Source organism: Streptomyces sp. NPDC096132 (assembly GCF_044763345.1).
Lineage (GTDB): Bacteria > Actinomycetota > Actinomycetes > Streptomycetales > Streptomycetaceae > Streptomyces.
This window is the reverse complement of the sequence record NZ_JBIWGA010000007.1, coordinates 349,289-363,168: the sequence shown is the minus strand read 5'-3', so window position 1 is coordinate 363,168 and position 13,880 is coordinate 349,289. Positions and strand designations below refer to the sequence as shown.

Annotated in this window: 13 protein-coding genes; 5 read left to right on the top strand and 8 right to left on the bottom strand. The window is 66.9% G+C overall.

Features of this window, described 5'->3' with window-relative positions:
- Positions 1 to 13: 13 nt before the first annotated feature.
- From ACIRF9_RS19580 to ACIRF9_RS19570, 3 genes are read right to left on the bottom strand one after another with little or no spacing between them, the layout of a single operon-like run.
- Complete coding sequence (locus tag ACIRF9_RS19580) at positions 14 to 1,483, bottom strand: UbiD family decarboxylase (RefSeq protein WP_403823353.1); 1,470 nt, start codon at positions 1,481 to 1,483, stop codon at positions 14 to 16.
- A 2-nt stretch (positions 1,484 to 1,485) separates the two neighbouring features.
- A complete protein-coding gene (locus ACIRF9_RS19575) occupies positions 1,486 to 2,082 on the bottom strand; it encodes a non-oxidative hydroxyarylic acid decarboxylases subunit B (protein ID WP_403823350.1) in 597 nt (198 codons plus the stop codon).
- Complete coding sequence (locus ACIRF9_RS19570; protein ID WP_403823347.1) at positions 2,079 to 2,669, bottom strand: UbiX family flavin prenyltransferase; 591 nt, start codon at positions 2,667 to 2,669, stop codon at positions 2,079 to 2,081. Before ACIRF9_RS19570 ends, ACIRF9_RS19575 begins: the two co-directional genes overlap by 4 nt.
- Before the next feature lie 210 nt (positions 2,670 to 2,879).
- Between ACIRF9_RS19570 and ACIRF9_RS19565 the strand changes: the two genes are divergently transcribed.
- The 3 genes from ACIRF9_RS19565 to ACIRF9_RS19555 are packed head-to-tail and all read left to right on the top strand — an operon-like array spanning position 2,880 to position 5,319.
- Entirely contained in the window at positions 2,880 to 4,067 is a 1,188-nt protein-coding gene (locus ACIRF9_RS19565) for a CE1758 family FMN-dependent luciferase-like monooxygenase (RefSeq protein ID WP_403823344.1), read from the top strand.
- Complete coding sequence (locus ACIRF9_RS19560) at positions 4,064 to 4,600, top strand: MarR family winged helix-turn-helix transcriptional regulator (RefSeq protein WP_403823341.1); 537 nt, start codon at positions 4,064 to 4,066, stop codon at positions 4,598 to 4,600. The genes ACIRF9_RS19565 and ACIRF9_RS19560 overlap by 4 nt, the downstream gene beginning before the upstream one ends.
- Positions 4,597 to 5,319 carry a CE1759 family FMN reductase gene (locus ACIRF9_RS19555; protein ID WP_403823338.1) on the top strand — a complete coding sequence of 241 codons (723 nt, stop codon included), beginning with the start codon at positions 4,597 to 4,599 and terminating at the stop codon, positions 5,317 to 5,319. Before ACIRF9_RS19560 ends, ACIRF9_RS19555 begins: the two co-directional genes overlap by 4 nt.
- Before the next feature lie 122 nt (positions 5,320 to 5,441).
- Here the strand turns inward: ACIRF9_RS19555 and ACIRF9_RS19550 are convergent, their stop codons facing one another.
- The 3 genes from ACIRF9_RS19550 to ACIRF9_RS19540 form a co-directional block, all read right to left on the bottom strand.
- On the bottom strand, positions 5,442 to 7,157 hold the full coding sequence (locus ACIRF9_RS19550) for a tannase/feruloyl esterase family alpha/beta hydrolase (protein ID WP_403823624.1): 1,716 nt from the start codon (positions 7,155 to 7,157) through the stop codon (positions 5,442 to 5,444).
- A gap of 245 nt (positions 7,158 to 7,402) precedes the next feature.
- Complete coding sequence (locus ACIRF9_RS19545; RefSeq protein WP_403823335.1) at positions 7,403 to 8,143, bottom strand: response regulator transcription factor; 741 nt, start codon at positions 8,141 to 8,143, stop codon at positions 7,403 to 7,405.
- 193 nt (positions 8,144 to 8,336) lie between these two features.
- Positions 8,337 to 9,992 carry a subtype B tannase gene (locus ACIRF9_RS19540; protein ID WP_403823332.1) on the bottom strand — a complete coding sequence of 552 codons (1,656 nt, stop codon included), beginning with the start codon at positions 9,990 to 9,992 and terminating at the stop codon, positions 8,337 to 8,339.
- A 333-nt stretch (positions 9,993 to 10,325) separates the two neighbouring features.
- Here ACIRF9_RS19540 and ACIRF9_RS19535 point away from each other — a divergent pair, with 333 nt between their 5' ends.
- The gene (locus ACIRF9_RS19535) at positions 10,326 to 10,505 is read left to right on the top strand and encodes a hypothetical protein (protein ID WP_403823329.1); all 180 of its coding nucleotides are present in this window, start codon (positions 10,326 to 10,328) and stop codon (positions 10,503 to 10,505) included.
- Positions 10,456 to 10,806 (top strand): SpoIIE family protein phosphatase, encoded by a 351-nt coding sequence (locus ACIRF9_RS19530; RefSeq protein ID WP_403823325.1) that lies wholly within the window; start codon positions 10,456 to 10,458, stop codon positions 10,804 to 10,806. Before ACIRF9_RS19535 ends, ACIRF9_RS19530 begins: the two co-directional genes overlap by 50 nt.
- A gap of 229 nt (positions 10,807 to 11,035) precedes the next feature.
- On the opposite strand, the gene ACIRF9_RS19525 is transcribed toward ACIRF9_RS19530, so the two are convergent.
- Complete coding sequence (locus ACIRF9_RS19525; RefSeq protein ID WP_403823322.1) at positions 11,036 to 12,016, bottom strand: zinc-binding dehydrogenase; 981 nt, start codon at positions 12,014 to 12,016, stop codon at positions 11,036 to 11,038.
- A 137-nt stretch (positions 12,017 to 12,153) separates the two neighbouring features.
- On the bottom strand, positions 12,154 to 13,515 hold the full coding sequence (gene shiA / locus ACIRF9_RS19520) for a shikimate transporter (RefSeq protein WP_403823319.1): 1,362 nt from the start codon (positions 13,513 to 13,515) through the stop codon (positions 12,154 to 12,156).
- Between the last annotated feature and the right edge of the window lie 365 nt (positions 13,516 to 13,880).

The window sequence follows — 13,880 nt, the reverse complement described above, 5'->3', positions numbered from 1 at the left end:
GGCCCTCTGCGGATCACTCCTGGTAGTCGGGGTACCAAGGGGTGGGGTCGACATCCCGGAACTGGGCGCGGGTGAACATGTCCTTCAGGTGGTACGGACGGGTCGCGTCGTAGACCATCTTGGCGGTGACGCCCTTGTCCGGCAGGGCGGGGTTGTACTGCGGGGTCTGGGAGGGATCCAGGACGTGTCCTGCGATACCGGGCAGGATCACCAGGTCCCTGTCGGCCTGGAAGCGGGTGGTCATCGCCCACAGCACGTCCTCGCTGTCGAACGGATCGACGTCCTCGTCGACCAGGACCACGTGCTTGAGTTCGGAGTACACGCCGAGTGCGAGCACACCCGCCTGCCGGGCCCGCCCGTCGTCGAACTCGCTGGTCTTCTCGACCTGGATGATCTGCAGGAGCTTGCCGCCGCCGGAGGAATGCGCGTAGGTCTGCCGTACGAAGCCGGGGAACTCGTCCTCACAGATCTTGAACACCGCGGCCTCGGTCGGGATGCCGGCCAGCGAAACGTGCTCCTCGCCCGGGCCGACGAGCGTCTGCACGATCGGGTTGGTGCGCGTCGTGACCGCCTTGACCTTGATCACCGGCAGCGAGGGGTTCGCGGGGCCGTCGTATCCGGGGAACTCGGGCATGGCGTGCCCGATGTTGGTGTTCTGGTCCTCGGCGACGCGCACGTTCGGGAGGATCTCCCCCTCGATGACGATCTCCGCGCGGGCCAGAGCCTTCTGATTGACCGTCAGACAGTCGACGAGGTGAACGCCCTCGCCGCGCAGGGCGCCACCGATGGTGAGTTCGTCGAAGCCCAGGGGGGTGGTGGGCGCCTCGAACGAGGTACCCATGTAGGCGGCCGGGTCGACGCCGATGTTGATGGAGACGGGCAGGGACTCGCCTTTGGCCTCAGCCTTCTTGCGGAAGGCGTCGATGTGGCGGCCTGGCGCGAAGAAGATGGAGATCTCGTCCTTGCTCTGCACGCAGAGCCGGTGAATCGTCACGTCCGTGTGCCCGTTGTCGGGGTCGGAACCAAGGACCATCGCCTCGCAGAAGTACGGCCCCGCGTCCATGTCGGTATTGGTCGGCGCGGGCAGGAGGGTGCGGATGTCGAAGTCGGCGTCGTCGGCCTTGTGCACCACCTCCTGACAGGGTGCCTGGGAGGCGTCGACGAACACGGGCTCCAGCGGATTGCGGACAGCTTCGGCGAACTTCTGGGTCAACTCCCGCGGGGGGCAGTCCAGGAGGATCCCGACGCGCTGGCGGCTGGCCAACAGACCGACCAGGATGCGGGCGCCCAGGTATCCCTTGACATTCTCGAACATCATCGCTGGGCCCAGCTTGGTGGGCCGCTGGACAGTGGCGCCGGCACCGACCCGTTTGTAGACACCGGCCAGTTCGCCCATGGGGTCGATCGGGTGGTTGGTGGTGTGCAGTTGCCCGGGGTGTTTGGCCAGTACCTCCAGGGCCGAGCGCAGATCTTGGACGGCCATGGCTACTCGGCTCCTTCACTGTCGGAGGTGCGGGACAGGCCCGTCCAGCGCCGGGCGTGGGGGGATTCGAGCCCGAACTGGTCCAGTACACGGGCCACGGTGTGATCGACGACTTCCTCCAGGGAGGTGGGCCTGTGGTAGAAGGCGGGCACCGGCGGCACCACCTGAGCTCCCATACGGGACAGAGCGAGCAGGTTCTCCAGATGGATCTCGCTCAGCGGAGTCTCCCGCGGCACCAGGACCAGGCGGCGCCGTTCCTTGAGGGTGACGTCCGCGGCCCGCGCGATCAGTCCGTCCGCGTACCCGGTACGGATACCTGCGATCGTCTTCATGCTGCACGGCACGACCACCATGCCGTCCGTGGGATACGAACCGGAGGAGATGACAGCCGCCTGATCACCGGCTCCGTACACCACATCCGCCAGCTTGGACACCTCACGGGCGCTGTATGGAGTCTCCAGCTCGATCGTGGTCCGTGCCCACCGGGACAGCACCAAGTGGGTCTCCACCCCGCCGATCTCGCGCAGCACCTCCAGGAGCCGTACCCCCAGCGGGGCACCACTGGCTCCCGTCATCCCGACGATCAGGCGTGCCGTCATGCGCCCGCCCTCGCCTGCCGGCCAAGCCCGACGAAGTCCATCAGCCGTGCCGTGAACTGCTCGTACATCTGCTCCACCGTCTCGGGCAGCGTGTAGAAGCTCGGGATCATCGGGTACACGACCGCACCCGCCTCCGTCACCTGGGTCATGTTCCGCAGATGGATCAGGTTGAACGGGGTGTCCCGTACGCACAGCACCAGCGGGCGGCGCTGCTTGAGACACACGTCCGCGGCCCGCTCGATCAGCGAGTCCGAGTGTCCCTGGGCGACGCGGGACATGGTGCCCAGCGAGCACGGCACGACGAGCATGCCCCAGACGTCGTGGCTCCCGGAGGTGTGGGGCGCGGCCCAGTCGTCCGCGTCCCAAGCCGTCACCTTCCCGGACTCCCTGCCGAGAACGGCCTGGACCATGTCGCGGTCCTCGGCACCGCCGAACTCGTGGGCGACCAGTTTGCGTCCGCATGACGACACCAGAAGGTCGACATGGCCGACACGCTCGTCGGCCTCCAGCGCGGCCAGGACGTGGTGAGCCATACGGGTACCACCGGCACCCGTGACGGCCAGGATCATGTTGCGCTGCTCCGCCATGCGGGAGGACTCCTCATCGACACAAAGTGACAAGACACCCCCACACGGTCACCGCGCTCCCACCTTGCCATGAGACTGCTCGCCTCGCACGAGGAGCCCCAGCGGAACCGTCGGGCATCGCGCGACCATCGGGAATACATGAATAGTCATGCATGTTGGAACGGTCGAACCGCCCTCGTAGGGAAGAGAAAGACAGAAAAGGCAGCAAGCATGCAGTTCGGGATCTTCTCCGTCAGTGATGTGACCCGCGATCCGGTCACCGGATACACGCCGAGCGAGGCCGAGCGGATCGACGATGTCGTCGAGATGGCTCGCCACGCCGACGAGGCGGGATTGGACGTGTTCGCGATCGGCGAGCATCACAACCCACCGTTCTTCGACTCCTCGCCCACGACTCTGCTGGCCGCGATCGCCGCGACGACCAGAAGCATCACGTTGTCGACGTCGACGACGCTGATCACCACCAACGACCCGGTGAAGATCGCCGAGGATTACGCGATGCTGCAGCACCTGGCCAAGGGGCGGCTCGACCTGATGCTCGGGCGCGGCAACACCGGCCCGGTCTACCCGTGGTTCGGCAAGGACATCCGCAAGGGAGTCCACCTGGCCTTGGAGAACTACAACCTGCTGCACCGGCTGTGGCGGGAGGACGTGGTGGACTGGGACGGCGAGTTCCGCACCCCGCTGCAGGGCTTCACCTCCACCCCGCGCCCACTGGACGACGTCCCGCCGTTCGTCTGGCACGGCTCCATCCGCACCCCCGAGATAGCCGAGCAGGCCGCCTACTACGGCAACGGCTTCTTCGCCAACAACATCCTGGCGCCCAACGGCCACTTCAAGCCGCTGGTCGACCTCTACCGAAAGCGCTACGAGCACTACGGCCACGGGCGGGCCCAGGACGCCATCGTCGGTCTGGGCGGGCAGGCGTACATCGCCAAGCGCTCACAGGACGCCTACGCCGAGTACCGCCCGTACTTCGACAACAATGCGCACGGCATCCGGATCCCGCTGGAGGACTGGGTGAACGCGACGCCGTCGAGTGTGGGCAGCCCGCAGGAGATCATCGACAAGACCCTCGGCTTCCACGAGATCTTCGGCGACTACCAGCGGCAGCTGTGGGTGGTCGACAACGGCGGGCTGCCGCAGTCCGCAGTGCTCAAGCAGATCGACCTGCTGGCCGAGGAGGTCGTCCCTGTGCTGCGCAAGGAATTGGCCGCACGCCGCGCACCCGGTGTGCCCGAGGCGGCGCCGACCCATGCCGACCTGGTGCGTGCCAAGTACGGTGACCGACCTGCCCGTCAGCCGCGCCCCAACGCCAACCGCGGCGACAACACCGCCGGCACCTCGCCCTACCAGGACAGCGACCCGGACAAGGTCGCCGTCCACCCCTCCCTGTGACCACCACCGGCGCGGGGCCGGGCAACGGCGCGGGACACGGAGCCGGCGCCCCGGGTCAGGCCATCGGGGCATGGGAGAGCCTGTTCCGCGCGCAGGTGGCGCTGGCACGGGAGTTCGCCGCCGGGAACATCTGGGACGAACTCTCACCGCACGAGTACGACGTCCTCTACACCCTGTCCACCGCCCCCGAAGGACTCCGTTCGACAGACCTCAACCGCCTGATCCTGCTGACCCAGTCGGGCGTCTCCCGGATGATCGCCCGTCTCAACGATCGCGGGCTGATAGAGCGCCGCACCGATCCCGACGACGCTCGTGCCCACCGGATCGCCCTCACCGAGGCAGGCCACGAACTGCAGCGCGCCGTCGGCCGGCGACACGCCAGGCAGATCGTCCAGGCCATGACCCGCGCACTCGACGCCGACAGCCTGCGGCAGCTCGACGAACTGTGCACCAAGCTGCGCACCGCCGCCGATGCCGCGTCCGAGGCCAGAGGTTCGACAACCGACACCGAAAGGGATCACGAGACCCCATGACCACTGATATCGAAGAGCCCCGCACCATCGTCGTGGTCAGCGCGGGCGTGAGCGATCCGTCCTCGTCCAGGTTGCTGGCGGACCGGCTGGCGCAGAAGACACACGACCTGCTTCACGCCCACGGAATCGAGTCCCGCATCACCACGATCGAACTGCGCACCCTGGTGGACGAGATCGGCCGGGCGACCGTGGCCGGCTTCGTGGGCGAGGGGCTGCGTCCCGCGATCGAGTGCCTCGCCACCGCCGACGCCGTGATCGCCGCGACTCCCGTGTACAAGGCCGGAGTCAGCGGCCTGTTCAAGTCCTTCGTCGACCTCCTGGACAACGATCTGCTGATCGCCAAGCCCGTTGCCGTCACCGCGACCGCCGGCAGTGCCCGGCACGCCCTGGTGCCCGACGAGCAGATGCGCCCGCTCTTCGCCTACATGCGGGCGTTGGTGACGCCGACCGCGCTCTTCGCCGCCCCGGAGGACTGGGGCGACGGGGCGTTGGGGGATCGCATCGCCCGAGCCGCCACCGAACTGGCTGCACTGATCGAGAGCGGCGTCTCCCGCTCCGTCGTGGACGGAGCCTGGTCTCGCTATCAACACCAGTTCGGCAGCTCTGCGCAGCGGAGCGGTCGAGCCGCCGAACCGGGCGAGATCGATTTCGACACGGACCTCATGCGTCTCGCGACCGGCGGCAGGGCCACGGCAGCCGCAGTTCCTCAACGCAGTTGATCCGCGGGGCCACCGCACCTGTGGCACCTGTCCCACAATCGGACCCCCTCGACAGGGTCCCCAAAAGTTGACCCTGCGACGGAGAAGGCCGGCACACCAGCAGGGTGCCGGCCTTCCAGCGCCTATGCGGTACCGTCGCGTTCGGTCAGCCAGGTACGCGTCGGCCGGCACACCAACTTGCCGTTCACGACCTTGCACCAGGTCTGGTAACCGTGGGAGTACAGCCGCTTGCCGAGCCAGTTGTAGGCATCGGCGCCAGGACGGGTCGACGGGGTGTAGAGCTCGAAGTTCGCGGCGTCGTCGACGCTGCCCGTGCCGTCGTAGCGGGCGACCTTCGGGTACGGGTACACCGGGCGGGTACGAGTCACCGTGCCGTTGGTGATGTTGGACGCGACGATCTTGCCGGGCTTGGTCGCTGTCTCCGCCCAGGCCATCACCGGGGTGAGGACGTCGAAAGTGTTCGGTCCGTTGCCGCCGCCGCAGTGCGCGACACCCGGGAACATGTAGAGCTTGGCGAAGCGGTCGGCCGTCTTCGTCCCCATCGTCCTGCGCAGGGCGTCGTAGTAGGCCAAGGTCCCCTGCGGCGAGATGTGTTGGTCGTTCCAGCCGTGCCAGAGGAGCAGCTTGCCGCCGCTCTTCGCGTACGCGCCGAGGTCGGGGTCCATGGCGGCGAGGTAGCTGGAGGACTGGACCGTATTCCAGAACGACTCGACGGTGAAGTCGAGGTCGGAGAGCTGGAATCCGGGGTTCGCAGCGTTCGTGTACGCGAGGTAGCGGGTGAAGGACGTCACGAAGTTCTCGCTCGCCACCGTCTGGCCCTGCGCCGTCGGTACGAACAGCGTCCACTCCAGCTCGGAGCCCCATTCATGGGAGATCGCAAGTTCCAGCTTGCGCCCCTTGGCGTCAGTGGCGCCGTCGTGCAGTCGCTGGACCACTGCGGCCTGAGCGGTCGTCAGGCAAGTCGACGCATCCTGACCAGTCGTACACACGAGCGTCTTCGGGTCGAAGTCGCAGTTGCGCGGGTCGTCGAGGATGCCGTCCGTGACCCCGTCGAGCGCGTCGCACTTGTCCAGCACGGCCTGGTGGATCAGGGGCAGTTTGTCGGCGAGGAGGATGTAGCTGCCGTCCTTGTCCTTGTTCGTCAGCACGTTCCAGGCGTGGTGGAAGGTGTTCTGGACGACCATGTTGTTCGCGGGCGCGCCGGCGGCGATGCCGTCGAAGTCGTCCGGGTAGCGCTGCGCCTCCATGAGGGCTTCGCGGCCGCCGTCGGAGCAGCCGGTGAAGTACGAGTAGGCAGGGCGCCGGCCGTAGAACTTCGTGATGACCGCCTTGGCAACCTGAGAGGTGACGTGCACGCCTCGGTAGGCGAAGTCGATCTGCGCCTGCGGGTTGTTCAGCGCCCAGGAGCCGTCGTTCTGTCCCTGGTGCCCCATGTCGGTGGTGGCGCTGGCGACGGTGCCGTCCTGGACGACCGGACAGGTCGATGCCTGGCCGTAGTTGATGTTGGCGCTGCCGCACAGACCGCCACAGCCGGTCTGCACGTAGCGCTGGGTCCAGCCATTGATCGGCAGGCGCATCACAATGGTGTTCGCCGGGGCGATGGTTCCCCGCACCTCGCAGTAAGGTGCTGCGCCTGTTGTCACTACCTTCGCCGAGGAGATCGTGACCGGTGCGTCGGTGACTCCGCTCAGTTCGAGGTTCGGCACATCGGTGCAGTCCCGCACGGGCTTCACGGCAGGCAGATCCGCCAGGCCTTCCGCCGTGACGCCGCGACGCGACGACTCGACATCACCAGCGGAACTCGCGCTCGCGGTGGGCACCACAAGAACCGCGAGCATCGCCGCCACCGCCGCGCACGCGCCGGCAACGGATCTCGGGCGGCCGCGAACGAAGGACCAACGCATGGGTTACCCCTCTCGATATCGGCGCGCGGCTCCCGCAGCAGCGCCACCGAGCGGTGAGCGTGCCCGAAGCCCGAACTATCGTCAACAATTTCGACAACAATTTCTCGCCGTATCGCGCCCCTCGCGGCATTCGCAGGTGCCGCGACAGTGAGGCATGTGGCAACCGGTCGTCGTGAGCTCTACGCGGTGGCCGGCTTGAGCAGGTAGCCGACGCCGCGCTTGGTGTGGATCATCGGTTCTCGGCCCGCGTCGATCTTGCGGCGCAGGTAGGAGATGTAGAGCTCGACGACGTTGGAGCTCCCGCCGAAGTCGTAGGACCAGACCCGGTCCAGGATCAGTTCCTTGCTGACCACGCGGCGCGCGTTGCGCATGAGGAAGCGCAGTACCTCGTACTCGGTGGGCGACAGGCGAATGCTCTCGCCGCCCCGCCACACCTCTTGGCTGTGTTGGTCGAGCGTGAGATCGCCGACGACGAGGAGGGGGTCGTCACGTCGGTCGGCGGCGCCGGCACGCCGTATCAGACCGCGCAGCCGTACGACGATCTCCGCCAGGCTGAACGGCTTGGTGACGTAGTCGTCGCCGCCCGCGGTGAGGCCGGCGATCCGGTCCTCCACCGCGTCCCTCGCGGTGAGGAACACGACGGGGACGTCCGGCTGCTGCTCGCGCAAGCGCCGAAGGACACTGAGGCCGTCGGTGTCAGGGAGCATCATGTCCATGATGACGGCGTCGGGTTGGAAGGCGCGCGCCGTACGTACCGCCGACGCTCCGTCCCCGACGGTCTCGATCAGCCAGCCCTCGTACTGCAGGGCCATGGTGAGGAGCTCGGTGATGTACTGCTCGTCGTCCACGACGAGCACCCGGACAGGGCTCCCGTCCGGCTTCAACGGTTCGGTACGTGTCGGGGGCAAGGTCGTCGTCATGTCAGATCCTGGAGCAACTTCGGCGGGGGGTGTGGCCCCGCCCTCCGGCTCCCCAAAGGCGAAGGACGGGGCAGTGGGCGGTGTCCGGTACACAGAAGACGTCAGGCCGGACACGCGCCTCGCAGGTGTCCGCCAGGCAGGAGGCAGCAGGACGGACACCGCGTTCGTGGGGGTGAGCGTTGTTCGGTGAGGGCTACTTCTTGTAGCCGGTCACCTTGGCAACCCAGGTGAGGAAGTCGCCGGGGTCTTCGTTGGTGGCGTGCCCCTTGTCCCAGTAGAAGGAGTAGTTGACGTCGTCTCCCAGGTTGTCCGCCGTGGCAGCCAGGTTGGAGGAGATGACGTGCGAGGTGTCGGTGTCACTGGTGCCCAGGCGGATCCACCAGTACTTCGACCGGTCCGGATTGCGCTCTTCGAGCAGGTGGTACATCGGGTTCATCAGCTTGAGCTTCTCGGGGATGTCGCTCGCGACCCGCTTTGAACTCAGCCCGGTGCTGTCGTTCTTGGCGCTGTACGCGGTGAAGTGACGCGACTCGGTCGTCCCCTCGCCGAACTCGTTGTTCTCACCAGCGGACAGGTCGAAAGCGTCGAAGGCCGGGGAGGTCTTCTTCCGCGCACCCACGTGCGTGAGGTAGTCCTCCCACGTGAAGCTGGCCTTGCCGCCGGACCAGGTGATGAAGGTGTTCTTCGCCAGGTAGGTCTCACGCTCCGAGTCAGACAGAGCCGCGAGGTACTTGGTCGCGGACGGCTCCAGGAAGTTCTGCAGGAGGTAGTCGTCGTAGTTGCGGGCGGTCAGCTTGCCGAAACCGTCAAGGCCCTTCAGCTTCAGACCCGCCTGGTACTCGGCGAACTGGGACTGCAGTTCCTTCGACACGGTCTGGTCGACGACCTTGCCGGTGGACTGGGTGACGTTGGAGCCCCAGTTCCACTCGTAGGCGCCGTCGGCGTGCTCCAGGTCGGTGATCGGGCACCAGGCGCCGGTCGCGAAGATCGCGTCCGGGGCGTCGGCGGCGCCGGCCTCCTGCAGGTACGAGTCGTAGAGCTTGCTGTTGCCGGACGCGCCGAGCAGGGCTGAGGAGGCACCGCCGGCGCTGGTGCCGGTGGAGACGATCCGGTCGGCATTACCGGGCAGCCGGCCCTTGTTGAAGCGGATGTAGCGCACCGCGGCCTTCAGGTCCACGATCACCGCGGGGGCCGTGCCGTAGTAGACGCCGGAGGAGGTGGTCAGACTGCGGCCTCGCGTGCCGGGCTCCACGACGACGTAACCCGCAACCAGCGCGAGCTTCGCGAGGTTGACCATCCCGTTGATGGCGCCCGTGCCGCCCGTGCCCGTACCGCCCGACGGCATTCCGCTGGGCAGCGCCCCGTCGGTGGGCATCCCGGACGATGTCCCACCGGTGCCGGTTCCGGTGCCGCCAGTCATGGAGCCCATCTCCAGCGCGGCCTGGCCGACACCCGTGGCGGTCGCGACGGTCGACGGCATGTAGGCGCCCACCGCGTTGGCCAAAACGATCGGTGCCCTGGATGCGTCGACGGTCTTGCCGTCGATCTTGACGGGCACGCTGACGACGAGACTCTGGTGGGTGTCGTCGCTCGGGTTGGTGACGTAGTCGCGGGCCTTGTAGAAGTGGTAGGTCACCGAGTGGTCGGTGCCGGCCGCGTCCGCGAGCGTCTCCGTCAGTTCCGTGTAGTCGTCCTTGTCGAAGACCAAGGCGTCGGAAGACGACGCCGCGGAGTCCTTCTTCTCCCCCGACGCCTGCGCCGTCAGCGCGACGCCGCCGATCGCCGCGACACCCGCGGTCGCGCCGATCCCGATGACGACGTTCCTTCGCTTGATTGCCCGGTGCTTCACGGTCTCTCTCCTCATGAGGCGGTTGACGGTCGCCGGTTTGTTGGCATTTGCGAACCTAATGACACTTCACGCAGATCGTCAACATTTCCGTTGACTTCTCAGCAAACCCTCAGGTAATTTTTCAACCATTGAAAAATATGGTCTCACCGTAGCAGGTCCGCCGGTGGGAGCCAGTACACGAACAGTCCAGCCACCTCCGAAGGCGAACGCCGCTAGCGAGGCCGGGGCATCGACCGGGACTGCCAGGACCGGGTTCGACGCGCAGATCGATGAGGACCCTCGAATCATGGAATGGCCGGTCACGGTCGGTATGAGGGGTGACAAGGAGGTGCCGTGGCATCACAAGCACAGGCTCCCGAACCGCTGCTGTCCACGGATGTCGACGCCCTGCTCGCAGCGGCGGGTGCGGTGGCCTCGTCACGGCCGGACCGCGAGTACCGGAACCTGCGGGGCATCGTCGGCGGTGCCGCCGCCGCAATCGCCGTGCTCGACTCCGAGCTGCTCTACCTCTGAGGGCAGGAGCAAGTTCATCCACATCCCGGCCGGCCCACCGCTTGGCACCGGGCTCGGCGAGTACACCACCGTGACACACCCCGATGTAGCCGGGGGCACGCTGATCTTCTACACCGACGGCCTCGTCGAGCGCGCTGCGAGGACATCGACACCTCGCTCCACCGTCCGACCCGGCTCCACCTCAGCCCACAGGACGACCTGGACACGATCCTCGACTCGGTCCTCGCCCAACTCACCGAGGACCCGCCGAGGACGACATCGCGCTTCTGGCCGCCCGCGTCCGCAGGGAGTGAGCCCCTGAGACCGGGGTCTCGATCCGTTGCAGGAACTCGTCCTCAGACAGGCCCTCGACGATCTCTCCACATCGGCGGGTTGAGGTCCAAGGTCAGCGGTGTTGCAGCGGTTCTCCTCCGGCGGAGGCGGGCTGGCGGCGAGGTCAGTCTCCAAAATCTCGACATCATCGAGGGCTGCGTGCGCAGCAACTGCCCGCTTCCGAGTGAGGGCCGATGATACCGGCCCTCGTGGTGGACCTACGCTTCCTCATACGTTCCGATACTGATCCAGGTCTTCCCGGCACGTTCGGCCGCGCCGGCGAAGGCCTGTTGGGCCTGCTCCAGCGGGAAGCGGGCCTCGATGATCGCGCCGGGCCGAGCCTCAGACAGTTCGTGGATCGCGCTGGCGAAGTCGCCGGGGTGGTCGTAGATCATCGACCCGCGAATCACCAGTTGACGGCGAACCACGTCGTCCGTGGTGAGCGGCAGTGTGTGGGAATTGAGACCGATCAGGACAACGGTGGCGCCCGGCGCGGCTCGCTCCGCGGCAAGGTGGAGAGCGGGTGCATGGCCGGAGGTTTCGAAGACGTACGTGAACCCGGTGCGACCATCGTCAGGGACCGCCCCCACCTGTTGGGCGCGAGCGAGCCTTTGCGCGTGAGGCTCGGTGACGACAGGTTCGATGCCGAGGCGGGACAGGATCGAACACACCAACAGCCCCTGGGCCCCGGCACCGACGACCAGGCAGCGATCCGCGGTGGTGACGCCGCTGCGCCGCACGGCGGCTCGGGCCACCGTGTAGGGCTCCGTGCTCGCCAGGTCCTCGACGGTCGGACCGTCGGGGACCTCGTGGGCGAAGTGCGCGGGGAGGGCTACCTGTTCGGCCAGGACGCCCGGGACGTTCAGACCGACGATGGCCCGGTGCGGACAGGCCGACGTCAGCCCGCTGAGGCAGTCGGCGCACTTCAGGCAGACGTAATTGGGTTCAACGACCACACGTCGGCCCACCTGACGGTCCCGCACATCGCTGCCGACCGCGGCAATCCGCCCGAAACCCTCGTGGCCGACGATCCATGGAACGGTGGGTGTGAGCCGCTCGCCGTGAAAGACATCGAGGTCCGAGCCGCACAGCCCGACGCCCTCCATCTGCACGATCACATCGCGCGGACCGCAGACGGGCTCCGCGCAGTCGTCGACGGTTTCGATGCGGCCAGGTGCCGTGAGGACAGCAGCTTTCACCGGAACTCCAAGTGGTCCACTAGATGGAACAATTGATCCACTATATGGTGAGCATAGAGCGCGAGGCTCACCCCCAACAAGCGCCGAGGTGCCACCGACGAGCAGATGTCGGCGGCACCTGGACCGGAGCGCAGAACTCAGGCGGTCGCACCTTCCCTTGCGGTGGCACGCGACAGGGAGCCTGCCGCGGCGTCGTCGCCGCGCATCCGCAGCGCGACGAGGAAGGAGACGGCGCAGCCAAGAGCGATGTAGGCAGCGACCAGGCTCCAACTGCCGTCGGCCCAGATCACCAACGAGCTGGCGATGAACGGTGTGAATCCACCACCGACCGCGCTCGCCAGCTGGTAGCCGACGCCGGCGCCGCTGTAGCGGTACTCGGGACCGAACATGTCGGTGAACAGGGACTGCTGAACGGAGACCGCCATGTCGTGGGCGACGTTCACCAGCAGCACGGCACAGGCGACGATCAGTACCAGCGAACCCGACTCCATGGCCCGGAAGTACGGCACCGCACTCACCACACCCGCCAGAGCACCCCAGCAGTACACCTTGCGACGGCCGAAACGGTCGGCGAGGTAGGCGAAAGCCGGGATGGTCAGGACGGCGAGGCCGCCCACAGCCAGGTTGACGTTGAGCAAGCTGTCGCGGTTCAGGCCCAGTTCGTCCGTGCCGTAGGCGAGGCCGAAGGTTGTCACCCCGTAGAAGGTGAACAGTTCCACGAAACGCAGCCCGATGATGGCGAAGAAGCCTTTGGGGTTCGACTTCACTGCGGCGATCAGGGGGACGCGGGGCTTGGTCTCCTCACTCATCGAAGCGACCTTCTTGGTGAAGACCTCGGACTCCTCGACCTTGGCCCGCACGACCAGGCCGACGATCACCAGGACCGCGCTGACCAGGAAGGGAACGCGCCAGCCCCAGGAGCGGAAGGCCGCGTCGGTGGTGGCACCCGACATGATCTTGGTAACGAGTGTGGCGAGGAGCAGACCGACCGAGGCACCCACCTGGACGCCGCTGCTGAAGAGGGAGCGCCACTTGGCGGGTGCGTTTTCCACCGCCATCAGCGCGGCACCGCCCCACTCTCCGCCGACCGCGAAGCCCTGAGCGGCCCGCAGCACGACCAGCAGCACGGGGGCCCAGACCCCGGCCTGCGCATAGGTCGGCAGTACGCCTATCAACGTGCTGGCCACACCCATGATCAACATGGTGAGGACCAGCATCCGTTTGCGGCCCAGCCGGTCTCCGAAGTGACCGAAGACGATCCCGCCCAGCGGCCGGAAGAGAAATCCAACCCCGAACGTGGCCCACGCGGCCAGCGTCCCGACGGCCGGCGAGGCGTCGGGGAAAAAGAGATCGCCGAACAGAAGGCCGGCGACGATGCCGTAGAGGAAGAAGTCGTACCAGTCGACAACCGCTCCCATGAAGCTCGCGATCGCCGCCCTTCTCGCCACACCGGGGTTCGTGGACCCGGCGGCCGCGACCTGCTGTCGCTCCTTGCTCATCAGATACTCCCTTGGAGGCTGCGCCTCTCGCGCCCGACCGAGCCGCACGAGCGGGGCGCGGCAAATGAGGTTCGGGACACGAATGGCTACGGTGGGGACGGATACCGGCAAAGGCGGGCGCTCGGCGGGTGTGGAGCGGCCGTACCGGCAAACCGGGCCATCGCCGACGGTATGGGGCGGCGACCCAAAGGTGCGGTCCACTCAGCGGAACGATTGGACCAAGTAGCGGAAACATACGGTTCGCCGTTTCCGGCTTCAAGGGTTACGACAAGATTTCTCAGTCTTTACGGTTCCAGAGGTCCGCCTGGTGGACTACCGTCATGGCTGAGCGCGCCCCGCACCAGGGGCCGTCCATCGATGACCAG

What these genes read in the sequence shown, in the direction of transcription:
- ACIRF9_RS19580 (WP_403823353.1), bottom strand. Translation starts at nt 1,483, where the DNA reads ATGGCCGTCCAAGATCTGCGCTCGGCCCTGGAGGTACTGGCCAAACAC.
- ACIRF9_RS19575 (WP_403823350.1), bottom strand. Translation starts at nt 2,082, where the DNA reads ATGACGGCACGCCTGATCGTCGGGATGACGGGAGCCAGTGGTGCCCCG.
- ACIRF9_RS19570 (WP_403823347.1), bottom strand. Translation starts at nt 2,669, where the DNA reads ATGGCGGAGCAGCGCAACATGATCCTGGCCGTCACGGGTGCCGGTGGT.
- ACIRF9_RS19565 (WP_403823344.1), top strand. Translation starts at nt 2,880, where the DNA reads ATGCAGTTCGGGATCTTCTCCGTCAGTGATGTGACCCGCGATCCGGTC.
- ACIRF9_RS19555 (WP_403823338.1), top strand. Translation starts at nt 4,597, where the DNA reads ATGACCACTGATATCGAAGAGCCCCGCACCATCGTCGTGGTCAGCGCG.
- ACIRF9_RS19550 (WP_403823624.1), bottom strand. Translation starts at nt 7,157, where the DNA reads ATGCTCGCGGTTCTTGTGGTGCCCACCGCGAGCGCGAGTTCCGCTGGT.
- ACIRF9_RS19545 (WP_403823335.1), bottom strand. Translation starts at nt 8,143, where the DNA reads ATGACGACGACCTTGCCCCCGACACGTACCGAACCGTTGAAGCCGGAC.
- shiA (WP_403823319.1), bottom strand. Translation starts at nt 13,515, where the DNA reads ATGAGCAAGGAGCGACAGCAGGTCGCGGCCGCCGGGTCCACGAACCCC.